Here is a 26286-nt window from a genome sequence, read left to right as displayed (position 1 = left end):
GGGGGGGGGGAGAGAGGGGGGGGGGGGGGAGGGGGGGGGGGGGGGGGGAGGGGGGGATGGGTGGGTGGATGTCCTCCTCCCCCCCCCCCCCCCCCCCCCCCCCCCCGACACCATCCCCGTACGCCCCGGGCGCCCCCACCACCGCATGGTGAAGCGCGCGAAGGCGGGGAAGGGCAACCGCGGCGACCTGTCCCGGACCGCCGCCGCCACCCGCTGCCGCTTCCTCCCGCTGCACCTCGCCCTGGAGGGTTATCTCGCACTGCACTTCGGCGGGCCGTCCATTGCCTGGGACGAGTGGTCCCGGCAGGCGGTACGGCAGGGCCTCTCGCCGCGCGCCGAGGACGCCTGGCTCGGCCACGAGGTACGCGGACTCACGGACGCACTCCGGGTGTTCGAAATCCATCCCGGGCAGTGCGGGGTGATGGTGTACGCGGCGGACTCGCTGGCGGCGGCCTTCGTCGTACCGCACCCCGACGACTACCGCGCTCTGCACCCGACCCTGCTGGTGGACCTGTACGGGGAGCTGGTCCACCAGTACGCCCACTTCGGCGCACCCGTACCGGAGTTCGAGGCACGCATCCGCGACGGCCGCCACATGAACACGCTCGCGGATCTGCGGGCTGCGGCGCGGGCGCAGGAGCGGGCCTGGAGCGACACGCATGAGGCGGTCCTCTCGCGTCAACTTCTGTCCACGTCCTACGCCTTCGAGCGCGCCTACCGGATGGGCCCGTTCGAGCTGCACCGCTTCCTGCCGCCCTTCCACCGTGGCGCGGGGGCCGAGGAGCAGCACATCGGCGAACTCATCAACGACCACAAGGGGCGCACGGCGTATCTCAAAACGTTCCGGCTCTCCGACGCGCAGATCAGACGCGGTTATCTGCTGACCCGGCTGGCGGCCCACGACTGGCATCTCGGCCGCACGGCACAGAAGCTGGGAATCGGCTACGAAGAGCTGATACGACGGATCCGCGCCGCCGGATTCGCCTCGCTGCTGAACGCGCACGCGGTCGCCGGCCATGTGGCCGGGCGTTCCGGACACGCCGCCGCCGACGCTTCCCCACAGCGCACCGATGAAACAAAAGAAACCTGAGTAACACGTGGTTCATAGGTGGGCAACAGCCGGGAAATCCCGGATTGCCAAGCTTCGGGTCAAACTTGCCGCACTCAAACTGCTGCACCCGCAAAGGATGAGGCCCGTGACCTTCAAGGCTGAGTACATCTGGATCGACGGCACCGAGCCGACCGCGAAGCTGCGCTCGAAGACCAAGATCCTGACGGACGGCGCCGAGCTGCCCATCTGGGGCTTCGACGGGTCGAGCACCAACCAGGCCGAGGGTCACGCCTCCGACCGGGTGCTGAAGCCGGTGTTCTCGTGCCCGGACCCGATCCGCGGCGGGGACAACGTCCTGGTCATGTGCGAGGTCCTGAACATCGACATGACTCCGCACGAGTCCAACACCCGTGCGGCGCTCACCGAGGTCGCGGTGAAGTTCGCGGGGCAGGAGCCGATCTTCGGCATCGAGCAGGAGTACACCTTCTTCGAGGGCTCCCGTCCGCTGGGCTTCCCCGTGGGCGGCTTCCCCGCCGCGCAGGGCGGCTACTACTGCGGTGTCGGCTCGGACGAGATCTTCGGCCGCCAGATCGTCGAGGCGCACCTGGACAACTGTCTCAAGGCGGGCCTGGGCATCTCCGGTATCAACGCCGAGGTCATGCCGGGCCAGTGGGAGTTCCAGGTCGGCCCGCTGGCGCCGCTGGACGTGGCGGACCAGCTCTGGGTCGCGCGCTGGCTGCTCTACCGCACCGCCGAGGACTTCAACGTCTCCGCGACGCTCGACCCGAAGCCGGTGAAGGGCGACTGGAACGGCGCGGGCGCGCACACCAACTTCTCCACGAAGGCGATGCGCGAGGGGTACGACGCGATCATCACCGCGTGCGAGTCGCTGGGCGAGGGCTCCAAGCCGCTCGACCACGTCAAGAACTACGGCGCGGGCATCGACGACCGGCTGACCGGTCTGCACGAGACCGCCCCGTGGAACGAGTACAGCTACGGCGTGTCCAACCGCGGCGCCTCGGTCCGTATCCCGTGGCAGGTCGAGCAGGACGGCAAGGGCTACATCGAGGACCGCCGCCCGAACGCCAATGTCGACCCGTATGTGGTGACGCGGCTGATCGTCGACACCTGCTGCTCGGCCCTGGAGAAGGCCGGCCAGGTCTGACCGGACCGGTCCGTTCCGCCCACAGCTCCCGGAGGGGGCGGCCGCCGCACGGTGGCCGCCCCCTCCGTCGCGTCCCCTCAGTCGCGCTCTCTCAGTCGCGCCGTCACGCTCCGCCGCCGTCGCGCTCCGCCTCCAGGGTGCTGTGCTGACCGTCACGCCGCCGGAGCGTATGGACAGCGGAAAGTGCCCTGCTGCGGCGCACCGCTATCTGCTTCAATGGACGCATGGCCAGCTATCAGCACTCCGCATCAGGTCGCAGCGACCTGGAGCCGTTCTGGCCGTCCCGGCAGCATCACGACTTCGACCGGGTGTGTTGCCGCGCGAGGAACGCGTCGGCCCTCTAAAACCTCCTTCGAGGCCTTCGGCCGCCGCGAATGACGTACGTCCCGTCCGTCCTGTCGACTCGACGACTCCTTCGCGCGAAAGAGCTGACCCCTCATGGCGAACCCCCGTTCCTTCTCCGCCGCGTCCGCCGCACTCAACCAGAAACCCGCCGCCCCCGGCCGTCACCGGCTGCGGGCCGTCGACAGTGACGAGACCGCTCCGGCCGCCCGCCCCGCCGCCGTCCCCACCGGACAGGTCGTGGACTTCCTGCCGCCCGGCGCGACCTGGCTGCCCGCGCCCCAGCACACCCTGCCCACGCTCCCGGGGCAGCCGCCGATGATCGGCTATCTCGTCCTCGTACCGGCCGACCAGCAGGCCGCGGTGCTGGCCGCCTCGGCTCCGTACCGCCCCGCCGAGACGGACCCCGCGGCGCCGGGCGCCGAGGCGGGGGCCGGGCCCGGTGACACACCGGCCGGCGGCTCCGGCGCCCGGGCCGGGGAGGGCGGTCCGGTACGGATCGACAGCGCCCAGCGGATCGCCGTCGTGAACGGCAAGCCGCTGGACCTCACCTATCTCGAATTCGAACTGCTCGCCCACCTCGTGGCGCATCCCCACCGGGTGCACACCCGCGACCAGTTGGTGACCACGGTGTGGGGCTACGGGCATGTGGGCGACGGGCGGACCGTCGACGTGCATGTGGCGCGGCTGCGCCGCAAGCTCGGCGCCGAGTACCGGCACACCATCCAGACCGTACGGCGCGTCGGCTACAAGTACACGCCCTGAGCGGGCATGGGCCCCGCCGGCCGGACCGGACTTCCCGGACCCGGACCGGCGGGGCTTCATGCGTACGGTGGTACGACGACAAGGCGGTACGGCGACAAGGCGCCGATTCCGGGCGCTATGTCCGGGTACCGGCGCCGGTGTCGGTACCGGTGCGTATACGGGACCGCAGCCCCAGCGCGCCGTCCAGCACCAGGAACACCAGCAGGCTGATGCCCAGCAGCGGAACGAACCAGCCGATCAGCGCCACCACCGCGGCCAGCGGCAGCAGGACCGTGAGCGGCACCTTGCGCCAGGCACCCCGCGGTATCGCCCTGCCCATGGTCAGCGCGCGCTTCTTGGTGGGTCTGCGCTGCCACCACATCCGGTAGCCCCAGACGATGATCAGAATCAGGGTGAGGGCGAGAGCCGCGAGCGCGAGCTGATTGACCACCCCGAGAAAGACCCCCATATGGGCGTCGATCCCGAAGCGGGTGAGCTTGGCGAGCAGGGGATAGTCGGCGAACCGCAGTTCGTCGATGATCAGGCCGTTCGCGGGATCGACGGCGACCGAGTCGAGCCGGACCGGGAACTGGGTGTCGGTCTGCGCGATCACATAGCCCGTGCCCTCCTTCGGCAGGGTCACCGCGACCGGCCCGTCGAGACCGGCCTGGCGTGCGGCGACGACCGCCAAGTCGATACCGATGTCCGGGCCCGCCATTCCGGGCATGTCCTCCATGCCCTCGTGGCCCTCATGACCGCCGCCGCCCGCCGTGCCCGAGCCTGGTTGGAGGGCGGCGGAGACGGCCGGGGTGGCACCGCCGAGCTGGTCCTGGACCGCGCCGATGTTCTCCCCCGCGTACGTGGACCAGGTCAGTCCGGTGGCGGAGAGCAGTACCAGACCGGTCGCGGCCCAGAGCCCGGCCGAACCGTGCAGCGAGAGCGTCCGGCGCCGGCCGGTGGCCCCGCGCTCGGGCACCAGCAGCGCGCGCTTCGAGGCACGTCTGCGCCCGGTCCAGAGCAGCACTCCGCCGAGGGCGACCACCCACAGCCAGCTCGCGGCGAGTTCGCTGTAGACACGGCCGGGCTCGCCCAGGTGGAGATGGCGGTGCAGTTCGGAGAGCCAGGTGCGCAGCGGCAGGGCGCCCGAACTGCCGTAGCTGGTCAGCTCTCCCCGTATCTCCGCGGTGTACGGATCGACGAAGACGGCGAGCGACTTGCTCTCCCCGAGGCCCGGCACGGTCATCAGGACCCGGGTGGTGGCGCCCTCTTCGGCGGGGAGGCGTACGGAGGTGACGGTGCCGTCGGGGCGGGCTGCCTCGGCGGCCTTGATCTGTTCGGCGAGCGGGAACTCACGGTCGCCGACCGGCGCCCGCAGTTCATGGCGGTAGATCACCTTCTCCGCCTGGAAGGAGAGCGCGTAGAGGAACCCGCTGGTGGCGGCGATCAGCAGGAGCGGTGCGATCAGCAGGCCCGCGTAGAAGTGGAGCCGGAGCACAAGGGGCCGCAGGGAACTCCAGGCGGACGGCGTGCCTGCGGCGGACTTGGCCGCGGTTTCCGTCTCGGTTTCGGTCTGTGTCTCTGTCAGTACGTCGGAGTCCTGCGCGGCGGCACCCTGTACGGGGTCGTCAATGGCCATGACTGTCCTAGGTGTTGGCGTTGGCATGGGGAAACCGGCCCCGGCCGCCGCCGACCTCAGACAGGGATGACGGTGGTACTGACAGCGGCTCCAGGGGCCGTGGTACGAGCGGTACGGAACGGAGGCGGGCCGCGCCGCGACAGCGTGTGCGCCAGGACGACCCCACGGGCGCGGTGTGCCGCGGAGGCTCCGGGGCGCGGGCGTATCAGCCGGGGTGCGGCGGGCAGCCGTACGGCGGTGAGCAGCAGCCGGAGCGGCGAGAAGGCCAGGACACCTACGGCGTGTATGAGCCGGAAGAGAGCGGCCTCGCCCCGGGCCAGCCAGAACGCGCACAGAGCGCCGGCGAGAAGATGCGCGGCAAGCATGGGGACGGAGGTGTCGGTGAGGGCGTCGAGTATGCCGACCCGCCCGTCGGAGCCGGTGTCCGCGCCGCTCATGGTCATTCCGGGGCTCATACCGGAGAGGCTCATGCCGGAGGGACTCAGGCCGGAGCCGGTGGCCATGTCCGTAACGCCGCCGGGGCGCGGACCCGGGCCGTGCGCGGACGGACCGTACGGCAGGGCCCCGGCGAACAGCAGGTGCAGGACGCCCTGGACGGTGAGCAGGGCGAGGCCGATCGAAAAGGTCCCGCAGCGCCGGCCGCCCGCGAGCCAGGCCAGGCCCGCTGTCACTCCGAACGCCGCCCACAGCGCCCCGGCCGGGATCTGATGCCCGGACGCACCGGAGGCACCGGAGGCATCAGGGCCGCCAAATGCACCGGATGCGAAGGAATGCCCCAGCGCCGCAAGCGTCACGCATACCGCCGCGAACGCCGCGGCCCGCAAGGCGCGCAAGGGCGACCGGGCATCTGTCATGGTCCGCACATGCTGCCATCCGGTGGGCCGGCGCGGCAGATCCCAAAGCCACACGATTCTCCTGACGGCGGATTTCCCTGACGGCGAATTCCGCTGTCCTTGTCGCCCGTTCACGGGCATGGTCGGTTCCATGAGACTCCTGATCCTCGGTGGTACGGAATTCGTCGGGCGCGCGGTCGCGGAGGCGGCGCTCGCCCGTGGCTGGCAGGTGACGGTCTTCCATCGGGGCCGTCATGAGGCACCGGCGGGGGCGGTCACCCTGCTCGGCGACCGCACCGCCCCCGACGGTCTGGCCGCGCTCGCCGGGGGCGAGTGGGACGCGGTCGTCGACACCTGGTCGGCGGCCCCCTCGGTGGTGCTCGCGGCGGCCCGGCTGCTGGCGGACCGGGCCGGCCGGTACGCGTACATCTCCAGCCGCTCGGTGTACGAGCAGCCCACCCCGGCCGGGCTGGACGAGGACGGCCCGCTGGTGACGGGCGCCTCCCCGGAGGCCGGGCAGACCGACTACGCCCAGGACAAGCTCGGCGGTGAACTCGCCGCCGAGGCGGTCTTCGGCGACCGGGCGCTGCTGGTGCGCGCCGGTCTGATCCTCGGCCCCTGGGAGAACATCGGCCGGCTGCCCTGGTGGCTGAGCCGGATCGCCAGAGGCGGCCCCGTCCTGGCCCCGGGCCCCCGCGACAACCCGCTCCAGTACATCGACGCGCGCGACCTCGCCGAATGGACTCTGGACGCGCTACGGCAGGGCCTGGGCGGCCCGTACAACCTGGTGAGCCCCGCCGGGCACACCACGATGGGCGAGCTGCTGGACACCTGCGTACGGGTGACCGGCTCCGACGCCGAACTGCGCTGGACGGCGCCGGAAGCGATCCTCGCCGCGGGGATCCAGCCCTGGATGGACCTGCCGATCTGGCTGCCGCCGGGCGAACTCCACGACTTCCTGCACGCCGGCGATGTCTCCAAGGCCCTGGCCTCGGGGCTGCGGTGCCGGCCGGTGGCCGAGACCGTGGCGGACACATGGTCCTGGCTGACCTCGGTCGGCGAGGCGCCGCAGCGTCCGGACCGGCCTGCGGTGGGTCTGTCCCCCGAGCAGGAGGCGAAGCTGCTGGCGGGCTGACCCGGCGGGGGTTCGCCGGGCCCGTCCGGCGGCCGGGTCGGCCCCGCTTGTCCTCAATCGCCGGACGGGCCGGGGGGTCCCGCGGACGGGCCGGGTGGCGTCGGCGCTATGGCCGGCCGGTGGATATCGCCGCCGTCAGGGTTGTCCTCAGCCTTGCTATCCCCCGGTGCCACTCGCCGTCGTCGCCGTCCGCTTCGAGCCAGAGGTCTCGTAGTTCGGACTTGTCCGCCATCACGCGGTCCAGGGCGCGGACGGCCAGGAGGCGCAGGTCGGCGGGGAAGCGGGGCAGGGGCTCGTCCGGGCCGTACACCGTTTCCACGGGCGGTCCGCCCGGGCACTGCTCGGCGACGAGCGCGGCCGCCGCGACGGCCGGCGCTCCTTCGCCGCTGTCCAGATAGTCCCGCGCCTCGATCGCGCGGAGGAGCGCCGCACGCACCAGGTCCGTACGGCCCGCCTCGGTCGCGTCGTCGAGGTCCGCGGCGAAGTCCGCCGCGGTGTCGTTGTCGAAGTGGCCGGTGTCCCATGTGCCCATGGTCTGCCCCCTGGTCGTTCTTCATCCCGTTACAGAGATCGTGCCAGGCACCACTGACAATCGACCCCGGGCACCGGCCTCGCGCCCATCCCGCGCCCGTCCCACAACGGCCGGGGCCGGGCCCGGACCGGACCGGGAGCCGGCCGAGACCGGCCCGCGGTCAGCGCGTCCGTACCGGCGCCGCGTGCCGTGCGCCCAGCGGCGACGGCCCGGCTCCCCCGGCAATTCCCTGTGTGTCCTCCTCCGCGTCGCCGTGCTCCAGCTCCGGCAGCCATCGCAGCGCCTTCGGCGTACGCCAGTTCCGCTCCCCCAGCAGCGTCATCACCGAGGGCAGCAGGACCATCCGTACGAGGGTCGCGTCCAGCAGGACCGCCACCGCCAGGCCCACGCCCATCTGCTGCATGTCCTGCATGGACAGCGTCCCGAAGACCGCGAAGACGGCGACCATGATGGCCGCGGCGCCGGTCACCGCGCCCGCCGTGCGCCGGATGCCCTGGCGGATCGCGGACGGGGTGTCCAGACCGCGGTCGCGGGCCTCCCTGATCCGGGACACCACAAAGACGTGGTAATCCATCGACAGCCCGAACAGCACCACCAGCACGAACAGCGGCATCCAGCTCTCGATCGCGCCGACCTTCTCCGTACCGAGCAGGTCCGCGCCCCAGCCGTGCTGGAAGACCGCGACCATCACGCCGTACGCGGCCACCACGGAGAGCAGATTGAGCAGGATCGAGGTGAGGGCGATGACATAGGACCGGAAGCAGAACAGCATCAGCAGGAACGTCACGGCGGTGATGAAGGCGAAGACCGGGACGATGCCGCGCTTGAGCTGATCGTTGAAGTCGACGGACCCGGCGAGATCACCGGTCACATGGACCTCGGCGCCGGTGCCGGCGAAGGCGGCGGGCAGCCGCTTGTCGCGCAGTTCGGACAGGGCGGCCTTCGAGCGCTCGTCACTGCCGTTGCCCGGCAGCGGGACCTCGATCTCGGCCACATTCCGCGCCGCGTGCACCGTCACCGAAGCCGCACCCCCTGCCCCCGTACCGCCGAACTCCGCCAGCGCCTTCCGTACCCCCTCCGACTCGATGTCGTCCGCCTTCACAACCACCCGCGCCGGCGCGGGACCGCCCGGGAACGCCTCGGTGATGTGCCGGTACGCGACGGTCAGGGATGCCTCCGAGCCGAACTGCTTCTCCATCCCCAGCGACTCCGTCTTCATCCCGAGCGCCGGTGCCGCCAGCGCCACCAGCACCGCGGCCGACGCCACCGCGAACAGCTTCGGCCTGGCCAGTACGGGCCCCAGCAGCGCCCCCGCCAGCGCACCGCTCTCGCGCGTGCCCTTCTTCTTGCGCCGGTTCAGGAATGGCACCCGCCCCGCGTCGATACGGTCGCCGAGCCAGGCCAGCAGTGCGGGCAGCACGGTCACGGACCCGAGCATCGCGATGAAGACGACCATGATCGTGGCCAGGGCGAAGCCCTTGAAGATCATCAGCCCGGACAGGAACATCCCGGCCATCGCGACCATGACCGTCACTCCGGAGACCAGGACGGCCCGGCCGCTGGTGGCCGCCGCGATCCGCAGCGCGGTCTCGGCGTCCCGTCCGGCGGCCCGCTCGTCGCGCTCGCGCCGCAGGTAGAACAGGCAGTAGTCGACGCCGACGGCCAGTCCCATCAGGAACATCACCGAGTAGGTCGTCTGGAAGAGATGGAGCTGGTGGCTGGCGAGCGAGAGCAGCCCGAAGGCCGCCATGCACGCGGTGAGCGCGAGCCCGACCGGCAGCAGCGCGGCGACCACCGCCCCGAAGGCGACCAGCAGGATGCCGAGCGCCAGTGGTACGGCGGTGAACTCGGCCCGCCGGAAGTCGTCGGCCAGCAGATCGTTCAGCCACTTGCCGGAACTGGCCTGCCCGAACTGGTAGATCCGTACGTCCCGGTGGGCGTCCCCGGTGTCCCGTACGGCATCGAGCACCGGCTGCACCCGGTCCGGAGCGGTCTTGGAGTCTCCCTTCATCTCGAAGCGGATCAGTGCGTCCTTGCCGTCCTCGGAGGCGAGCGGCGGCGCGATCGGGCCCGTCTCGCCCGTCCCCCGTACGGCCTTGGTCAGGTCGTCGGCGGCCGTGCGCCAGCCGCCGGCGGCCGGGCTGCTGACCATGACGAGTTCCCCGGCGGGATCGTCGATGCCGGCCTCGTCGAGGATCTTCTCCGCCTTCGCGGAATCGCCGGCACCGTTCTCCGAATCGGACATTTCAACCAGCCCTGACGCGCCGCCGAGGGCAGCGGCCAGGACGACGAACAGCAGCCAGCCGATCACGGCTGTCTTGCGGTGGTGTGCGCTCCACACACCGATACGTGCCGCGAGGTTCTGCCTCATGGCGTTCTGCCTCCAAAAGTATGCAGGTAAGCGGGAGGGGCGGATGAAACTTGTGGAAAAGTCGTCTACGACGCTAGAAATCCGGGACCGTCAACCCCAGCCGTCGAAACCCCTGATCGGGGGTGGTGCTGGCAACACCACAGATCGGGGGGCGGGCTGGCTGCCCCCGCCCGCCGCGACCGGTCAGACTCGAAACCGGTAACAAGGGCCGCAAGGTCCACCCCGTCGCGAAGACCCGCGCCCCGCGAAGACCCGCGCGAGCGTCACAACGCAGCACAAAGGAGAGAGTTCGTCATGGACAGATCGAAGATCCGAGCGTCGCTGACGGCGGCCGTCCGAGGGCTGGCGCTGGCGATCGTCGCGCTCGCCGGGTCGATCACCCTCTTCGTGCTGGCCGTGGTCTCCATCGCCCTCATCCCGCTGGGCATAGGGGTCTTCACCACGCCCGCGCTGCTGATGGCGGTCAGGAGCCATGCCAATCAGCGCCGGCTCTGGGCCGCCACCTGGTCGGACATACGGATCGCCGTTCCGTACCGGCCGTTCCCGCCCGATGTGCGCGGCGGTGTCACCGGCCAGGTCGAGCGCTGCACCCTGCTGCTCAAGGACTCGGCGACCTGGCGCGATCTCCAGTGGCTGCTGATCGATATGACCGTGGGCTTTGTCGTCGCCCTGCTGGGTTTCGCCCTGACCCTCTATCCCCTGGAGGGATTCGTGCTGGCCGCGGGGCTGTGGCGGGTGTTCAGGGACGATCCGTACTGGTACGGGTTCGTGCCGGTCGACAGCCAGGCGACCGGGTTCGCCGCCGCCGCGCTGGGGCTGGCGGTGCTCGCCCTCGGCCTGCGCTTCAGCCCCGATCTGCTGCGGCTCCACTTCGCCCTCGCCAGGCCGCTGCTCGCGCCCGGGCATGAGCGCGCGCTGAGTCTGCGGATCGAGCAGCTCACCGAGTCCCGGCACGACGCGGTCGACACGTCGGCGGCGGAGCTGCGCCGAATAGAGCGCGATCTGCACGACGGCGCGCAGGCCAGGCTGGTCGCCATGGGGATGGATCTGGGCACCATCGAGGCACTGATCGAGCGGGACCCGGCGCGGGCCAAAGAGCTGATAGGCAAGGCCCGTCAGTCCTCCGCAGAGGCACTCACGGAACTGCGTGATCTCGTACGGGGCATCCATCCGCCCGTGCTGGCCGAGCGCGGTCTCGGGGACGCCGTGAAGGCGCTGGCACTGCGGCTGCCGGTGGAGACCGAGGTGAATGTGGAGCTGCCGGGGCGCGCGGAGGCGCCGGTCGAGTCGGCGGCGTACTTCGCGGTGAGCGAGACGCTGACCAACGCGGTCAAGCACGCGGGCGCCGACCGGATCTGGGTCGATGTCTCGTATGAGGAGGGGATGCTGCGTATCGCGGTCACCGACAATGGAGGCGGGGGCGCGGAGATCGGGAAGGGCTCGGGGCTGAGCGGTCTGGAGCGCAGGCTCGGTACATTCGACGGCGTCCTGGCCGTCAGCAGTCCCGCGGGCGGTCCCACCATGGTGACCATGGAGATCCCTTGCGAGTTGTCCTAGCCGAAGATCTCTTCCTGCTGCGCGACGGTCTGGTCAGGATGCTGGAGGCGTACGGCTTCGAGATCCTGGCGGCGGTGGAGAGCGGGCCCGAACTGACCACGGCGCTCGGTGAGCTGGAGCCGGATGTGGCGGTCGTCGATGTCCGGCTGCCGCCGTCGCACACGGACGAGGGCCTCCAGTGCGCGCTCGCCGCGCGGCGTGCCAGGCCCGGCCTGCCCGTGCTCGTACTGTCCCAGCATGTCGAGCAGTTGTACGCGCGGGAGCTGCTGGCGGACGGCAGGGGCGGGGTGGGCTATCTGCTCAAGGACCGGGTGTTCGACGCGGACCAGTTCATCGACGCGGTACGGAGGGTCGCGACGGGCGGTACGGCGATGGATCCCCAGGTCATCTCGCAGTTGCTCTCCCGGCGCGCCAAGGACGAGCCGATCGGCGCTCTGACGCCGCGTGAGCGGGAGGTGATGGAGCTGATGGCGCAGGGCCGCTCCAACACGGCCATCGCCTCCCAACTCGTCATCACGGAGCGGGCGGTGGCCAAGCACACCTCCAACATCTTCGCGAAGCTGGGGCTTCCGGTCTCGGACGACGACAACCGGCGGGTGCTGGCGGTGCTCGCGTATCTGGACCGCGGCGGCAGATGACGGCGGGTCAGTCCGGCGTACGAGCATCGTCCCCAATAAGGCATATCCGCCCGGTTTGTTGATGGAGATTTCTATGAATTCGCGCGGCGGCTGAACACGCCGCGAATGAGGTCCGTATGGAACGGAGCGCTTCGCTTCTCCCCCTGCCGAGATTTCCCTGTAACCGGCAAACGAAGCTTGAGGAGTTCCATGGGACGCACATCGAGAAAACGCTCCACACTGGCGAACCGGGCGATCGCCGCCTCGGCTGCCTTGCTCCTGGGCGGGGGTGGGCTGGTAGCGGTGAATGTCTACGCATCCGCAGGTGAGGGCAGGTCCCACCAGCGTCCGCCGCAGAGCGAGAATGCCGGACAGGCGATGTCCACCATCGACTGCCCGGATGTGGCGAACGAACTCACGGACGTGCCGAAAGGAGCACGCTGGCAGGTCGACCGTGAGCTGGCCAGGATGGACAGCCAGATCACCCAGGCGTACAAGAAGTTCGCCGATCAGAAGGAGCAGATCGAGCAGGACCCGGCGCTCGCCGAGAATGCCGTTCTCAATCCGCTGAAGGCCAAGCGGCTGGCTTCGCTGGAGCGCATCGCGAACGCGATCGACCGCGTCGGCGAGCGGCCGCAGGGCCTGGAGGCGCTGGCACCCTGCACCCTGCGGGCCGATGACAGCGGCAGCGGCGAGGGCACCGGCGACGGCACGGACAACGGTGAGGGCCAGGACGGCGGCCAGAGCCAGGACCCCGGGCAGGACCCCAGCCAGGATCCGGGCCAGGACCAGGGCCAGGACGGCGGTCAGGGTGACGGGCAGGACGGTGGCCAGGGCGATGGACAGGACGGCGGTCAGGGCGGTGGCGGCCAGGCCGGCAACGGCCCCGAGGCGTCCGACTTCGTCGACATCACGACCGTCCAGCCGAATGTGAACCAGCCCAGGCAGCGCCGTGGCGCCTCGAAGGGCACCTTCACCACCGATTGCGGTCGCAATGAGGCCGGAAAGTTCAATTCGGACAATGTCATTGTCGCGCCCGGTGTGACCAATGGCGCCCACCATATGCACGATTACGTCGGCAATCAGGCCAATGACGCTTTCGCGACCGACGACTCCCTTGCCGCGGCGGACACCAGTTGCCGCAATCAGGGCGACAAGTCGACGTACTACTGGCCGGTCCTGCGCCTCCAGAACGGACAGGCCGAGGACGACGCCAATGTCGACGGCGGCGGCAAGGAAGGCAATGTCGGAGAGATCCAGACTCCGTCGCAGGTCACCCTGAAATTCGCCGGCAGCCCGGTGTCCAAGGTCACCGCCATGCCGCGGTTCCTGCGGATCATCACCGGTGACGCGAAGGCATTCGTCAATGGCAACGCCAACGCGAATGCGTCGTGGAGCTGCACCGGATTCGAGGACCGCCAGCTCAAGGACAAATACCCGATCTGCCCCGAAGGCAGCCAGGTCGTCCGTACGTTCAAGTTCCAGAGCTGCTGGGACGGTCAGAACAGCGACAGCGCCAACCACCGTACGCATGTGGCGTTCGCCGACGAGAACGGCCGTTGCCAGAACGGATTCCGGGCGATTCCGCAGCTCCAGCAGCGAATCGTGTACGACGTGCCGCCGGGGCCCGGGTTCGCGCTGGACTCCTTCCCGGAGCAGCTCCACAAGCCCGTCACCGACCACGGTGACTTCATCAATGTCTTCGACGAGAACCTGATGAACAAGGTGGTGAGCTGCATCAACGGCGGGCGCAGGTGCCGCTGAGGCACCTGCCCGCCGCTCCCCCGCTCCACTTTTCCACCCCCCACGCGCGCTGCGCGGTCAGCTCATGTGGTGACCCGAGTGACCCTCGTTCTCCCCCGTACCGCTTCCCCCGGAGTGGTGTGACGAGCCGGTTTCCACGGTCCCGCCGAGCCGGCCGCGCAGCGCCGCGACCACCTTCGCGTCACCGACGGCGACCCACCTCCTGCCGACGAGATACGAACCGCCGTAGTCCTTGGCCTCGTTGATCCACTCGCGCTGGCCGCGGTCGGTGGCGAAGGTGGCCAGCACATACTTTCCGTCGCCCGTCGCGCAGTTGGCCTGGCGCAGTTCGGCGGCGTCGGTCTGGATGTTGGGCTCGCACTCGGCCTGCGAGGCAAGCTGTTCGAGGCTCCCGGTTGCCGTTTTCGGCACCTCGGGGGCCTTGTTGTCGTTCGCGTCACGGTCGGCGCTGTCGCCCGCGCCGCAGCCGGCCGTCAGGGCCAGAGCGAGGGTCAGGGGGAGGGCCAGGGCCGCGAGTATCACTCGGGATCGTTCCTTGCGCATGGGGCCATGGTGCCCCTTGGGGCCGCCGGTGCGGGCGGGAATGGCGGGATGGACGGGATCCGGCGCGCTGTGCGAGCGGGGGCGGTGCGGAACGGGCGCGCTGCGGGAGCGCGGCGGTACGGAGACGCGGCGCGCTCCCGAAGACGGCCTTACGGGACGCGGCGCCCTCCGTGATGTGGTGACCATCCGACGTATCGCTCGTTCTGCTGAACGTGCCCCAGGACAAAGCCGTCACCGTTTCCGCGACCTCTTCCGTACCCCCCGCCGCCATCGGCGTCGAACAGGCCGAGGCGGCCCTCGTCGAGCACTATCCACGTCTGGTGCGGATCGCTTATCTCGTCCTGCCGCCCTCACTCGGCCGCAACCGGCGGGTGCTCACCGCGCACGCGCTGGTGCAGCGTTCACTGCCGCGCGGCCGCAACTCGGCCGATACGTCCGGGATTCCGGCGCCGCGCCGTACGAACGGCCCTGCGGAGGACCCGGGTTACGTGTACGTACGCGGGCGGGTGCTGAGCCAGGCGCTGGAGGCCGGGCGTCCGGTACGCCGGTTCGCCCTGCCCCGCCGGGCCCAACTGCCGCCGCCACTGCCCCGGGTGTGGGGTCTGCGGCTGTTCCCGCGCTCGGGCGGAGCGGATGAACTGGCCCTGGACCAGCGGCTGTCCGCCCTCTCCTGCGAGGGGCGCGCGGCATTCGTACTGCGCGGTCTTGAGCGGCTGCCGGACGCGGAGGTACGGCGGGTACTGGGCGCGGCGGGCGCGCCGGCCCCCGCCGGGGCGGTGGCGGAGGCGGCCGATGTGGGGACGATCGGCGGGGTGGACGCGGCCGGACTGCTGGGCTCGCCCGAGTTCGACCCCTGCTCGCTCCAGGCCAGGCCGACGGATCTGATGCGCCGCCGCCAGCGCGTACGGGCCGGGCTGGCCGCGCTCGCGGCGGTGCTCGTCGCCTCGGCGCTGGTCGTCCTGCCGGACGGCGGGTGGGGCCCGGACGGCGCGGCGGCGCCTTCGTACGCCCGGAATCCCGCGGCCGAGGCGGCGCTCGATCCGGGGCGGGTACGGCGGGTCGCGCCCGGCGCGTGGCAGACCTCCGCCCGTACGGACTTCTCGGTCTGGCCCGCGCGCGGTGCGCTGGCCGGGGACCGGGAGCTGCTGCGCCGGGCGCTGGCGGTATGGGCGCGGCCCGGCGCGGCGGTACGGGTCACGGCGACGCCCACCACCCCGCCGGGGCCGCCGATGGGGCCGCCGCAGTTGCTGTACGCGGGGCGGGTGGACGCTTCGCGAGTGGTGCTGTTCCACGACGGGCTGCGGGTGGTGCGGTACGCGGAGCCGTCGTCCGGCGCGGGCGATCACGAGGCCGTCGCTCTCGACTTTGCGCGGGTCGACGGGGCGGACGGAACGGGCTCCGCGGCGGTGGTCATCGGCCGCTCGGACACCAATGTGCGCTATCTGACGGCGCCGTGGGTACGGAAGGTGTCCGTACGCGATCTGCTCGCGCCCGCGGGGCCGGTGCGTCCGCTGCGGCGCGGCGCGGACGGGGTGACGGAGCCGCTGGTGAGTCCGGCGATGGTGCGGAGCTGCGTGTCGTGGGACGCGTTGGAGGTACGGACCGAGGGCGCGGGCGGCGATGGAGGTGGAGGTGCCGGGGGCACGGACCGGCTGCTCACCGATCTCGGCGAGCTGGTCCCCGCGCGGCTGACGTCGGGGCCGCCGTCGTCACCACGGGACGTCTCCGAGACGGGCGACCGGGCGGCCTGGGCACGGACGGCCTGTCTGCTGCCGACGGTACGGTCGCACGGGGTGCGCTCGGTCAACTCCTGGGAGTACGCGCGGCAGACCCTGCCCGAGTCCAACGGGACGGCACGGTGGCTGTGCACCCGCGCGGAAACCTGGCGGGGTACGGGAAACCGCGTCCTGGCCCAGTTCCAGGCCCCCTCACAACGCGAGTCGGCCCCCACAGCGGTCGCCGCCCGCGCGGAGGACTCCCCGGCGTGCGGCGCCCGCGAGCCCCAGGTGCTGGCGGGCGTCCTCTGGAAGTCCCGCGCGGGCCACTGGTACGTCCTGGCGGCGGGCAGCGAGCAGGTGACGTCGCTGGAACTGTCGGGCGGGGTGCGGGGCAAGGCACGGGGGCGGGTGCTGGCGGTACGGGCGGAGGAGGGCGCGCGGGCGGAGCTGTCGGGCCGGGACGAGAAGGGCGCGCGGGTGCGGGGACTGAGGTAGCGCCGAGGACGCCCGCCCGGTCAGGGCAGCAGCCAGTCCGCCCCCAGCGCCGCCGCGAGGCCCAGCGCCAGCAGCCAGCCTCCCAGCCGCGTCCGTCCGTGCCGGTTCAGTTCTATGACTATGCCGCACAGGATCATCGCCAGCCCGTACACCCCCACCACCAGCACCGACGTCCGCTGCGCCAGGCGGATCAGGAGCAGCACCGCCAGTCCCGCGAGCAGCGTCGATGCCAGAGCGATCCCGGTGAGGCGGGCCTGACGGGGGGTCAGGCCCTCGCGCTCGGGGTCCGGGGCCTGGTCCGGTGTCGGGGTGTCCACGGCCTCGTCCTGGTCAGATGCGCTCATGGACCGGGAGCGTAACGGACATCCCCGCAGATCCGCCGGTTAGGCTGTTCATATGACGACCGTAGTGCGCCGCAGGATGGGCGTCGAGGAGCGGAAGCAACAGCTCATCGGCGTGGCGCTGGAGCTGTTCAGCCACCGGTCGCCCGAAGACGTGTCGATCGACGAGATCGCGGCGGCCGCCGGTATCTCCCGCCCCCTCGTCTACCACTACTTCCCCGGCAAGCAGAGCCTGTACGAGGCCGCCCTGCGCCACGCCGCCGACGATCTGGCCGACCGGTTCGTGGAGCCGCGCGAAGGCCCGCTCGGGGCGCGGCTGCTCCGGGTCATGGGGCGGTTCTTCGACTTCGTCGAGGAGCACGGCCCCGGCTTCTCCGCCCTGATGCGCGGCGGCCCCGCCGTCGGTACGTCCACCGCGACCGCGATGACCGACGAGGTACGGCAGGCCGCGTACGAGCAGATCGTGGCCCATCTCGACGTCGGCCGCCCGCCCGCGCGGCTGGAGCTGGTCGTACGGTCCTGGGTGTCGCTGGCCGAGACGACCGCGCTGATCTGGCTGGACGGGCGGCGCGTCCCCCGCGCGGAGCTGGAGTTGCAGCTCGTGCACGACTTCGCCGCGCTGGCCGCGGTGAGCGCCGCGTACGACGACGGGATGGCGGCGATCCTGCTCCGTATCGTCGCCGACGAGCCGGCCGACGGGCCCTTCGCCGATCTCGTCGGCCGGCTCGCGAAACTGAGCGGTCAAGCGTAGGACTCAGGCCTAGCTCAGGCGCAGATCCCACGCGCAGGACTCAGGCCCAGCTCAGGCCTGGATCTCAGGCGCAGATCCCACGCGTAGATCTCAGGCCTGGATCTCAGGCGTAGACCACGGTCACCTCCGTGAAGCCCAGGGAGCGGAGCAGTCCCTGGAGCATCCCGGTCGTGTTCTTCTCGGCGCGGCTGGTCAGTTCGCTCTCCTTCGCCGCCTCCGCGATGTGCTGCGCCGCCAGCCGGTTCACCGCCCGCTCGTCGGCCGGGTTGTCGGAGAAGAGATCCCCGAGCCGGTCGAGCAGCCCGCGCTGCTTGGACACGGCGTACGAACGCTCCGGGTCCAGCGCGGCCTTGCCGAGCCGGGCGTGCGGCAGCCGGATCGTCGCGGAGGTGCGCTCCGCGTTGGTACGTACGCTCTCGGCGCCCAGGGACCCGAAGTCGACATACGCACCGACGGTCCCCGCGCCCACATACAGCGTCCGGGTGCCGCGGAGCGCGTCCGGCAGATATTTGGCGTCCTTCTCCAGATCGACGACGACCTGGAAATTGCCGGAAGCCGCTTCGTACCGGTCGAGATCCTGAATCGATTCGAGCAGAGTCGGTCCTGTCCGGTCATGGGTCTCCTCGCCGAAGAGATCGCCGATTCCGGGCAGGAGGTCGATCCGGCTGCCGAGGAAGAGGAGCGCGGCCACGGCGGCCAGGGTCAGGGGAATCCTGGTCCACCGGGACCGCCGGGGCGCCCTCGGTGTCGCGTCTTTCACGTCGGTGGACGTCATACCTAACCGATGTCCCGCACGCGCCGGTTCACACGGCCCTCATGTACCGGGTTCGCCACGTACTCGCCACAGGCCGGTGCACATCGGGCCCGGGCCCAAGGCCGCCCCCGACCTCAGCAGCTACGCGCCCCCGTGTGCAGCGCCACCGCCGTATTCGCGCCGAGCGTGGCTGTGAACTGTCCCGAGCCGTTCACCGTGACCGTCCTGCCGTTCTGCACATCGCAGTAGGCACCCCCGGGAAGTGACGTCTGGAACGTACGGGTCAGCGAGGAGCCCTCGTGGTTGATCGCCACATAGCCCGCCGAACCCCGTCCGAACGCGATCTGGTCCCCGCCGTTGTCCCACCAGTTGGTGACCCCCTGCCCGCGCGTGGTGTTGCGGAAGCCGACCATGGACGCGATCTCGCGCCAGGCGTGCTGGCACTTCCATCCGCCGCTGTAACAGGCGTTGACCGTGCCCCCGTTGGGCGGACCCGCGTCCCGGTCGCTGAACTCGTACCCGGAGTGCACATCCGGCGCCCCGTACGGCCACGCCAGCATGAAGACATTCGCGAGCGTGTAGTTGGCGCCGTCCTTGTAGCTGAGGGTGTCGCCGCCGCGCTCGGTGTCGTGGTTGTCCACGAAGACCGCCGACCGGCCCGACTCCATATAGCCCCAGCCTTCGCCGTAGTTCCTGAGGTACGCGAGGTTCTCGTTGTTGAAGACCCGCTTGAGGTCGCGTGCGTACCGGAACTCCTGCACATCGCCGTTGCCCAAGTACTCGTTCGGCGAAATGGCCTCGCCCGCGCCGTAGATGACCTCCTGCTTCCAGTACGCGCCCGGATTGCTCAGCCTGCTCTTGATGTTGGCGAGATCAGCGGCGGGCATGTGCTTGGCGGCGTCGATCCGGAAGCCGTCGACGCCGAGCGAGAGCAGATCGTTCATGTACGCCGCTATCCGCCCGCGGACGTACTCCTCGCCGGTGTCCAGGTCCGCGAGGCCGACGAGTTCGCAGTTCTGGACATTGCCGCGGTCGCCGTAATTGCTGATCTGGGAGCGGCAGTCGTCCATGTCGAAGCCCGAATAGATGCCGGGGTAGTTGTACTTGGTGTACGAGGAGCCGCCCGTGCCCGTACCGTCGCCGGCCGCCATGTGGTTGATGACGGTGTCGGCGACGACCTTCACGCCCGCCGCGTGGCAGGTGTTCACCATGGACGAGAAGGCGGCGCGGTCGCCGAGCCGTCCGGCGATCTTGTAGCTGACGGGCTGGTACGAGGTCCACCACTGGCCGCCCTGGATGTGCTCCTGGGGTGGCGAGACCTGGACATAGCCGTAACCGGCCGGGCCGAGGGTGTCCGTGCACGCCCTGGCCACGGAGGCGAACTTCCACTCGAAGAGGACGGCGGTGACGTCCTTGGAGCCGGGTGGTGCGGCCTGCGCGGTCCCGGCGGGGACCGCGAGGGCGGCTGCCGCGCCGGCTATGAGGGCGAGCGCGGCGGCCGTGAATCTGCGAGCCATGGTTCCTCCTGCACTGGTGGGGGGAGGTGCGGGTGTCAGTGGCGCGCGGTCCGTCAGACGGACCACCACGCCGTCGTGTTCGCGGGCAGTTCGGTCGTCCCGGAGGTCCCGGGCCCGTCCGCCGCCACCGGTCCGCTCGCCAGCAGCAGCGCGCCCGGTACGGCGATCCGTACCGCCGCGTCCGTCGTGTTGACCGTGCACAGGAAACCGGGGCGGGCGAAGGCCAGCACGCCCTCGGGCGCCTCCCGCCACTCCACCGCCGCGCCGCCGCCCAGGCCCGGGTGTTCCTTCCGTACGGCCAGCGCCGACCGGTACATCTCCAGCGTGGAGTCCGGGTCGCCGGTCTGCGCCTCGACGCTCAGCGCGCCCCAGCCGTCCGGCTGCGGCAGCCAGCTCCCGCCGGCCCCGAAGCCGTACGAACTCCCCTCCCGCGTCCAGGGGATGGGCACCCGGCACCCGTCGCGGAAGCCGTCCTGCCCGTCCGCCCGGAAGTACGAGGGGTCCTGCCGCGCCTCGTCGGGCAGGTCGGTGACATCGGGCAGCCCCAGCTCCTCGCCCTGGTAGAGATAGGCGGAGCCGGGCAGCGCCAGCATCAGCAGCGTCGCCGCACGGGCCCGCCGCAGCCCGAGCGTACGGTCGCCGGGCTCACGGGTCTGCGTACCGCCGCCGGGCGGCCCGGCGAACCGGGTGGCGTGCCGGGTCACATCGTGGTTGGAGAGCACCCAGGTCGCGGGCGCGCCCACCGGGCGCATCGCCGCCAGCGAGACATCGATGACCTCGCGCAGCGCGGGCCCGTCCCACGAGGTGCTCAGATACTGGAAGTTGAAGGCCTGGTGCAGTTCGTCGGGGCGTACATAGTTCGCGGTGCGCTCGACCGTGGGCGTCCAGGCCTCGGCAACGGCGATCCGGTCCCCCGGGTACTCGTCGAGGATCGTGCGCCACTGCCGGTAGATCTCGTGCACCCCGTCCTGGTCGAAGAACGGCATGGCGTCATTGCCGAGCAGCCTGAGCTGTCCCGAGCCGCCGATGTCGGGCAGTCCCTCGGCCTTCACCAGCCCGTGGGCCACATCGACCCGGAAGCCGTCGACGCCCATGTCCAGCCAGAAGCGCAGGATCGAGCGGAACTCGTCGGCGACGGCCGGATGCTCCCAGTTGAAGTCGGGCTGCTCGGGGGCGAAGAGATGCAGATACCAGTCGCCGGGCGTGCCGTCCGGGTCGACGGTCCTGGTCCAGGCGGGGCCGCCGAAGATGGACTCCCAGTCGTTGGGCGGGAGTTCGCCGTCGGCGCCCTTGCCGGGGCGGAAGTGGTAGCGCTTCCGCAGCGCGGAGCCCGGCCCCTCCCGCAGCGCCCGCTTGAACCAGTCGTGCTCCGCCGAGGAGTGGTTGGGCACAAGGTCGACGATGACCCTGAGCTGGAGTTCATGGGCGTCGCGGATCAGCGCGTCCGCGTCGAGCAGGGTGCCGAACATCGGGTCGATGGCGCGGTAGTCGGCGACGTCGTAACCCGCGTCTGCCTGCGGGGAGGCGTAGAAGGGGCTGAGCCAGACGGCGTCGACGCCCAGCTCCCTGAGATACGGCAGCCGGCGGCGTACCCCGTCGAGATCGCCCATTCCGTCGCCGTTGCCGTCGGCGAAACTGCGTGGGTAGACCTGGTAGATCACCGCGTCCTGCCACCAGCCGTGGCGGTGGCCCGGGGCGTCGTCGGACGTGCCGGTCAGAGGGGCAGCGAGGTGCTGGGTCATGTCATCCCTGGGTGTCTGGGGGAACGGATCAGCATTGTCGTTCGTACGAGCACGGTGGTACGGGCAGGAAAGGCACGGGCAAGAGCGATAGCGGTACGGGCATGAGCGGTGCGGCCAAGGGAGGTCAGCCCTTGACGGCACCGGCGGACACACCGGTGACGAGGTGGCGCTGCGCGAAGAGGAAGACGAGCGCGGCGGGAACGGCGATGAGCACCGACGCGGCGGTCATCGGGCCCCACTGGGCGCCGTACTGGTTGACGAACTTCTGGAGGCCGCCGGCGAGCGTGAGGTTCTCGTCGCCGACCATGAAGGCGGAGGCGTACGCCACCTCGCCCCAGGCGGTGATGAAGGAGTAGAACGCGGTGACCGCGAGCCCGGGTCTGGCGAGCGGCAGGACCAGCCGGAAGAACGTACCGAACGGGGTCAGTCCGTCGACCTGGCCCGACTCGTCGATCTCACGCGGAATGGTGTCGAAGAAGCCCTTCATCATCCAGGCGCAGAACGGCACGGCGATGGTGAGGTACGTGATCACCAGGCCGGCCGACCGGTTGAGCAGCCCGAGCCCGGCCATGATGTTGTAGATGGGCACGATGAGGACGGCGACCGGGAACATCTGGGTGATCAGCAGCGTCCACATCAGCCCGCGCCTGCCGGGGAAGCGGAAGCGGCTGACGGCGTAGCCGGTGGTCGCGGCCGTGAACACGCCGAGCAGGGTGGTGAGTCCTGCGATGAGCAGGGAGTTGCCGAACCAGGTGAGGAACGGGGTGTCCCGCAGCAGGTTCGTGTAGTTCTCGAAGGTGGTCTCTCTGAAGAAGTCCGTGGTGGTCGCGTAGCTCGCGGGCTTGAGCGAGGTCAGCAGGACCCAGAGCACCGGGAAGACCGCGATCACGGACGCCACGGTCAGGGTGGTGTGCAGGGCGACGGAGGCCAGCGGTGAACGGCGGCCCCGGCGCGGCGGATTGGCGGCCGGGGCGGCATCGGACGCGGTGGTTCCGGGCGCGGTGGCGGTGATGGTCACCAGGTATCTCCCTGGGTACGGAGGACTCGCCGGTAGACGGCGGCGAAGGCCATCAGGAGGACGAGGATCAGCACCCCCCAGGTGGAGGACTGCGCAAAGTCGCGCGGGCTGATCTCGAAGGAGAACTTGTACGCCTGGGTGACCAGGATCTGGGTCGCCTCGCCGGGTCCGCCGCGGGTCAGCAGGAAGATCACCGGGAACATGTTGAACGTCCAGATGGTGGAGAGCAGGATCACGGTCGTACTGACCGAGCGCAGCCCCGGCATGGTGATGTGCCGGAAGCGCTGCCAGGCGCCCGCGCCGTCCATCTCGGCCGCCTCGTACATCTCGCCGGGGATGGACTGGAGTCCGCCGAGCAGCGCGACCATCATGAAGGGCACGCCGAGCCAGACGTTCACGGCGATGACCGAGAACTTGGCCCAGGACGGGTCGTTGAGCCAGGGCACCGCGTCGATCCCGCCGCCGGCCAGCAGCTTGTTGAGAAAGCCGCGGTCCTCGTTGTAGAGGAAGCGCCAGGCGAAGACGGAGACGAAGCCGGGGACGGCCCAGGGCAGGATCAGCAGCATCCGGTAGACGGAGCGGCCGGCGATCCGGCGGTTGAGGATGTTCGCCAGGGCCAGACCGAGACCGAAGGTGACGGTGACGCAGGAGACCGTCCACACCAGGGTCCAGCCGAGGGTGGCGAGGAACTGGTCCCCCGTCAGCGCGTCGGCGTAGTTGTCGAGTCCGACGAACTCGTAGGTGGCGGGCAGGTGGTTGACGCCGATGCTGCGCGCGACGTTGCGTTCATTGGCGTCGGTGAGCGACAGGTAGATGCCGCGCACCAGCGGATAGCCGATGATCACGCCGATCACGGCCACCACCGGGGCGACCATGGCCCAGGCGTACCAGTGGGTCGCGAGGCCCCGGCGGAGCCGTACGGACACCGGCGGTCCGCCCGGCCCCGCCGCACCGGACCCCATCGCGCCGCCGCGCACCGCACCGGGCCCGGCCACGGCTACTTCCAGCCCTTGAGCAGTTCGCGGTAGGCGTCGCCGGTGGTTCCGACGCCCTTCTCCGGTGTGGTCTGGCCGGTGAGGACCTTGGTGTACTCCGTCACCAGCGGCGCGAACAGGCTGCCGGTCTCCGGGATCCAGGGGCGCTCGACGGCCTTGTCGACGACCGGCTTGAAGAACCCGACCATCTCGTTGTCCGCGACGCCCGGCAGCGCGTAGGCGGAGGTACGGGTCGGCAGCAGGCTCAGTTCCCTGGCGACCTTGGCCTGGCTCTCCGCGGAGGTCATGTACTCGGTGAAGGCGTACGCGGCGTCGAGGTTCGGGGAGCCCGCGTAGACCGCGAGGTTGTGGCCGCCCTGCGGGGAGCCCTGCGCGACGGATCCGGCCGGTACGGGCGCGATGCCCAGGTTGGCCTTGTCGTCCTTGAACTCGGCGCCGCCATAGGTGTCGGTGACGGCCCAGGGACCGTTGATCATCATCGCGACCTTGCCGTCCTTGAAGGCCGACTGCATGTTCTCCCAGCCGTCGGTGGCGTCGGTCTTGGCCGCCCCCGAGTCGACGAGGTCCTTGACGACGGTCATGGCCTTGACGCCGGCCGCGTTGTCGACCGTGACCGTCTTCGACTCGGCGTCGACCAGATTGCCGCCCTCGCCGTACAGGAACGACAGGAACCAGTAGGCGTCGTCGCCGCGCAGATACAGGCCCGTCTTCCCGGTCTTCTGCCGGATGGTCTTCGACACGTCCTTCAACTCGGCGACGGTCGTGGGCACTTCGACCCCAGCCGCCTTGAAGATCTTCTTGTTGTAGAAGATGCCCATGGAGTCGATGACCTGCGGTACGGCGTAGGTCTTGCCGTTGTACTCGGTCGAGGCCGCGGCCTGCGCCAGGAAGTCCGTGTCGTTCTTCAGCGCCGGGGTGCCGTCCAGCGGCGCGAGATAGCCGAGATCGGCGAACTCGGGGGTCCAGGCGACCTCGGAGCGGATCACATCGGGCGCGCCGGAGCCGGACTGGGCCGCGTTCTTGAACTTGTTCTGGGCGTCTCCGAACGGCACGTTCACATACTTGACGTCGACCTTCGGATGCTTCGTCTCGAAGTCCTCGGCGAGCTTCTTGAAGACCTTGTCCTCGCTGCCGACCGTGGAGGTGTCCCACCAGGTGACCGTCCCCGACAGCTCGCCGCCCGCGCTCTTCCCGCTCGCCGACTCACCGTCACCACTGCAGGCGGTCGCCCCGAGGGCCAGGGTCGCGGCCAGGGCGGTGGCCGTTATGCCACGTCGCATCCGAACTCCTTCAACTGCCGTACCGCTCCGTCGCGGCGCCGGGTCGGACGTGAAGGTAACAGCGATGAAAGAAGGCCGAAAGACCTTGCGGAATATTTCCGCAAGCCGCGCCGGACACCACCGTGGCGTGTCTCGCCGATTGGTGTCGTACCCCTTGACGCGGCACCAGGAACCCTGGCAGGGCAGGATTTCGCAGGTGACCTGCGAGCACAGGGCCGGTCACACGGACCGCAGGAAGGTTTCGCAAGATCTTGCAAGTCCGGGCCCCGGTGGCCGGTTACCGAGCGCGGTGGGCAATCCGACAGCCGCCCGGTACAGTCCACTGACATGACCGCACGGCTTGCCGATATCGCAACTCAGGCGGGGGTCAGCGAAGCGACGGTCAGCCGCGTACTGAACGGCAAGCCCGGGGTTGCCGCGGCCACCCGCGAATCCGTACTCGCCGCGCTCGATGTCCTCGGCTACGAACGTCCGGTACGGCTGCGCCGCCGCAGCGCGGGGCTGGTCGGCCTGATCACCCCGGAGCTGGAGAACCCCATCTTCCCGGCCCTGGCGCAGGTCATCGGACAGGCGCTGACCCGGCAGGGCTACACCCCGGTGCTCGCGACCCAGACCCCCGGCGGGTCCACCGAGGACGAACTGACGGAGATGCTGGTCGAGCGGGACGTCTCCGGCATCATCTTCGTCTCCGGGCTGCACGCCGACACCTCCGCCGACATGCGGCGGTACGAGAGACTGCGCGCCCAGGGCGTGCCGTTCGTCCTCGTCGACGGTTTCTCGCCGAAGGTCCAGGCGCCGTTCATCTCGCCCGACGACCGGGCGGCGGTACGGCTCGCGGTGACCCATCTCGTCTCGCTCGGCCACCAGCGGATCGGCCTGGCCGTGGGCCCGCGGCGGTTCGTCCCCGTACTGCGCAAGATCGAGGGGTTCCGCACCACCGTCAAGGAGCTGCTGGGGCTGCTCCCCGAGGAGGCGGACGAGCTGATCCAGCAGTCGCTGTTCACCCTGGAGGGCGGGCAGGCCGCGGCCTCCGCGCTGATCGACCGCGGCTGTACGGCGGTGGTGTGCGCGAGCGACATGATGGCGCTGGGCGCGATCAGGGCCGCGCGGCGGCTCGGTCTCGATGTGCCGACCGATCTGTCGGTGGTGGGTTTCGACGATTCGCCGCTCATAGCCTTCACCGATCCACCGCTCACCACGGTCCGCAAGCCGGTGCCTTCGATGGGGCAGGCGGCCGTCCGTACGCTCCTGGAGGAGATCGGCGGTACGCCCGCGCCGCACAGCGAGTTCGTCTTCGAGCCCGAACTGGTGGTCCGCGGTTCAACCGCTTCCGTGCCAGGGTCAGGACCCCCAGGAATCTCAGGGTCGCGGGGCCGGCCATAGGC

The 26286-nt window shown here is 70.4% G+C and carries 21 protein-coding genes and 1 pseudogene; 10 read left to right on the top strand and 12 right to left on the bottom strand.

From position 1 onward, the window contains the following. The first annotated feature begins 145 nt into the window (after positions 1-145). The 3 genes from ACFU9P_RS10260 to ACFU9P_RS10250 all read left to right on the top strand — a co-directional run bounded on the left by ACFU9P_RS10260 (position 146) and on the right by ACFU9P_RS10250 (position 3323). A complete protein-coding gene (locus ACFU9P_RS10260) occupies positions 146-1090 on the top strand; it encodes a hypothetical protein (protein WP_384078544.1) in 945 nt (314 codons plus the stop codon). A gap of 106 nt (positions 1091-1196) precedes the next feature. Further along, positions 1197-2216 carry a glutamine synthetase gene (gene glnII / locus ACFU9P_RS10255; RefSeq protein WP_376378943.1) on the top strand — a complete coding sequence of 340 codons (1020 nt, stop codon included), beginning with the start codon at positions 1197-1199 and terminating at the stop codon, positions 2214-2216. 438 nt (positions 2217-2654) lie between these two features. Next, the gene (locus ACFU9P_RS10250; RefSeq protein WP_384078543.1) at positions 2655-3323 is read left to right on the top strand and encodes a winged helix-turn-helix domain-containing protein; all 669 of its coding nucleotides are present in this window, start codon (positions 2655-2657) and stop codon (positions 3321-3323) included. Positions 3324-3438: 115 nt separating this feature from the next. Here the strand turns inward: ACFU9P_RS10250 and ACFU9P_RS10245 are convergent, their stop codons facing one another. After that, positions 3439-4938, bottom strand: coding sequence for a PepSY-associated TM helix domain-containing protein (locus ACFU9P_RS10245; protein ID WP_384078542.1), 1500 nt, complete (start codon positions 4936-4938; stop codon positions 3439-3441). A gap of 56 nt (positions 4939-4994) precedes the next feature. Further along, positions 4995-5792 (bottom strand): hypothetical protein, encoded by a 798-nt coding sequence (locus ACFU9P_RS10240; RefSeq protein WP_384078541.1) that lies wholly within the window; start codon positions 5790-5792, stop codon positions 4995-4997. Positions 5793-5922: 130 nt separating this feature from the next. Between ACFU9P_RS10240 and ACFU9P_RS10235 the strand changes: the two genes are divergently transcribed. Next, positions 5923-6906 (top strand): NAD-dependent epimerase/dehydratase family protein, encoded by a 984-nt coding sequence (locus ACFU9P_RS10235; RefSeq protein WP_384078540.1) that lies wholly within the window; start codon positions 5923-5925, stop codon positions 6904-6906. A 106-nt stretch (positions 6907-7012) separates the two neighbouring features. Here ACFU9P_RS10235 and ACFU9P_RS10230 read toward each other — a convergent pair whose 3' ends face one another. Further along, positions 7013-7438, bottom strand: a complete 426-nt coding sequence (locus ACFU9P_RS10230; protein WP_384078539.1) for a DUF4259 domain-containing protein — start codon at positions 7436-7438, stop codon at positions 7013-7015. Positions 7439-7598: 160 nt separating this feature from the next. Next, positions 7599-9809 (bottom strand): MMPL family transporter, encoded by a 2211-nt coding sequence (locus ACFU9P_RS10225; RefSeq protein ID WP_384078538.1) that lies wholly within the window; start codon positions 9807-9809, stop codon positions 7599-7601. A 294-nt stretch (positions 9810-10103) separates the two neighbouring features. Here ACFU9P_RS10225 and ACFU9P_RS10220 point away from each other — a divergent pair, with 294 nt between their 5' ends. The 3 genes from ACFU9P_RS10220 (at position 10104) to ACFU9P_RS10210 (ending at position 13747) form a co-directional block, all read left to right on the top strand. Next, on the top strand, positions 10104-11366 hold the full coding sequence (locus ACFU9P_RS10220) for a sensor histidine kinase (protein WP_384078537.1): 1263 nt from the start codon (positions 10104-10106) through the stop codon (positions 11364-11366). Next, on the top strand, positions 11351-12004 hold the full coding sequence (locus ACFU9P_RS10215) for a LuxR C-terminal-related transcriptional regulator (protein WP_384078536.1): 654 nt from the start codon (positions 11351-11353) through the stop codon (positions 12002-12004). The genes ACFU9P_RS10220 and ACFU9P_RS10215 overlap by 16 nt, the downstream gene beginning before the upstream one ends. Before the next feature lie 189 nt (positions 12005-12193). Next, complete coding sequence (locus tag ACFU9P_RS10210; protein WP_384078535.1) at positions 12194-13747, top strand: DUF1996 domain-containing protein; 1554 nt, start codon at positions 12194-12196, stop codon at positions 13745-13747. Positions 13748-13804: 57 nt separating this feature from the next. On the opposite strand, the gene ACFU9P_RS10205 is transcribed toward ACFU9P_RS10210, so the two are convergent. After that, positions 13805-14290, bottom strand: coding sequence for a hypothetical protein (locus ACFU9P_RS10205; RefSeq protein WP_384078534.1), 486 nt, complete (start codon positions 14288-14290; stop codon positions 13805-13807). 203 nt (positions 14291-14493) lie between these two features. Here ACFU9P_RS10205 and ACFU9P_RS10200 point away from each other — a divergent pair, with 203 nt between their 5' ends. Continuing rightward, the gene (locus ACFU9P_RS10200; protein WP_384078933.1) at positions 14494-16503 is read left to right on the top strand and encodes a hypothetical protein; all 2010 of its coding nucleotides are present in this window, start codon (positions 14494-14496) and stop codon (positions 16501-16503) included. Positions 16504-16523: 20 nt separating this feature from the next. On the opposite strand, the gene ACFU9P_RS10195 is transcribed toward ACFU9P_RS10200, so the two are convergent. Continuing rightward, complete coding sequence (locus ACFU9P_RS10195) at positions 16524-16847, bottom strand: hypothetical protein (protein WP_376378978.1); 324 nt, start codon at positions 16845-16847, stop codon at positions 16524-16526. A gap of 52 nt (positions 16848-16899) precedes the next feature. On the opposite strand from ACFU9P_RS10195, the gene ACFU9P_RS10190 reads away from it, so the two are divergent. Then, positions 16900-17595 carry a TetR/AcrR family transcriptional regulator gene (locus tag ACFU9P_RS10190; protein WP_384078533.1) on the top strand — a complete coding sequence of 232 codons (696 nt, stop codon included), beginning with the start codon at positions 16900-16902 and terminating at the stop codon, positions 17593-17595. A gap of 103 nt (positions 17596-17698) precedes the next feature. On the opposite strand, the gene ACFU9P_RS10185 is transcribed toward ACFU9P_RS10190, so the two are convergent. From ACFU9P_RS10185 to ACFU9P_RS10160, 6 genes and pseudogenes are all read right to left on the bottom strand, one after another. Next, positions 17699-18370 (bottom strand): DUF4230 domain-containing protein, encoded by a 672-nt coding sequence (locus ACFU9P_RS10185; protein WP_384078532.1) that lies wholly within the window; start codon positions 18368-18370, stop codon positions 17699-17701. Positions 18371-18486: 116 nt separating this feature from the next. Then, positions 18487-19866: pseudogene (locus ACFU9P_RS10180) on the bottom strand (alpha-amylase family protein); the annotation flags it as partial. Between the two features lie 53 nt (positions 19867-19919). Continuing rightward, entirely contained in the window at positions 19920-21608 is a 1689-nt protein-coding gene (locus ACFU9P_RS10175) for a glycoside hydrolase family 13 protein (RefSeq protein WP_384078531.1), read from the bottom strand. Positions 21609-21732: 124 nt separating this feature from the next. After that, positions 21733-22629 carry a sugar ABC transporter permease gene (locus ACFU9P_RS10170; protein WP_384078930.1) on the bottom strand — a complete coding sequence of 299 codons (897 nt, stop codon included), beginning with the start codon at positions 22627-22629 and terminating at the stop codon, positions 21733-21735. Then, positions 22623-23588, bottom strand: coding sequence for a carbohydrate ABC transporter permease (locus ACFU9P_RS10165; RefSeq protein WP_384078927.1), 966 nt, complete (start codon positions 23586-23588; stop codon positions 22623-22625). The genes ACFU9P_RS10170 and ACFU9P_RS10165 overlap by 7 nt, the downstream gene beginning before the upstream one ends. Positions 23589-23623: 35 nt before the next feature. Next, the gene (locus tag ACFU9P_RS10160; RefSeq protein ID WP_384078530.1) at positions 23624-24901 is read right to left on the bottom strand and encodes an extracellular solute-binding protein; all 1278 of its coding nucleotides are present in this window, start codon (positions 24899-24901) and stop codon (positions 23624-23626) included. A 327-nt stretch (positions 24902-25228) separates the two neighbouring features. Here ACFU9P_RS10160 and ACFU9P_RS10155 point away from each other — a divergent pair, with 327 nt between their 5' ends. After that, positions 25229-26284 carry a LacI family DNA-binding transcriptional regulator gene (locus tag ACFU9P_RS10155; RefSeq protein ID WP_376378993.1) on the top strand — a complete coding sequence of 352 codons (1056 nt, stop codon included), beginning with the start codon at positions 25229-25231 and terminating at the stop codon, positions 26282-26284. Positions 26285-26286 lie beyond the last annotated feature (2 nt).

The sequence above is a fragment of the Streptomyces sp. NPDC057617 genome, assembly GCF_042800555.1.
GTDB lineage: Bacteria > Actinomycetota > Actinomycetes > Streptomycetales > Streptomycetaceae > Streptomyces.
The sequence above is the reverse complement of the archived record's forward strand: the minus strand, read 5'-3'. Positions and strand labels throughout refer to the sequence as shown.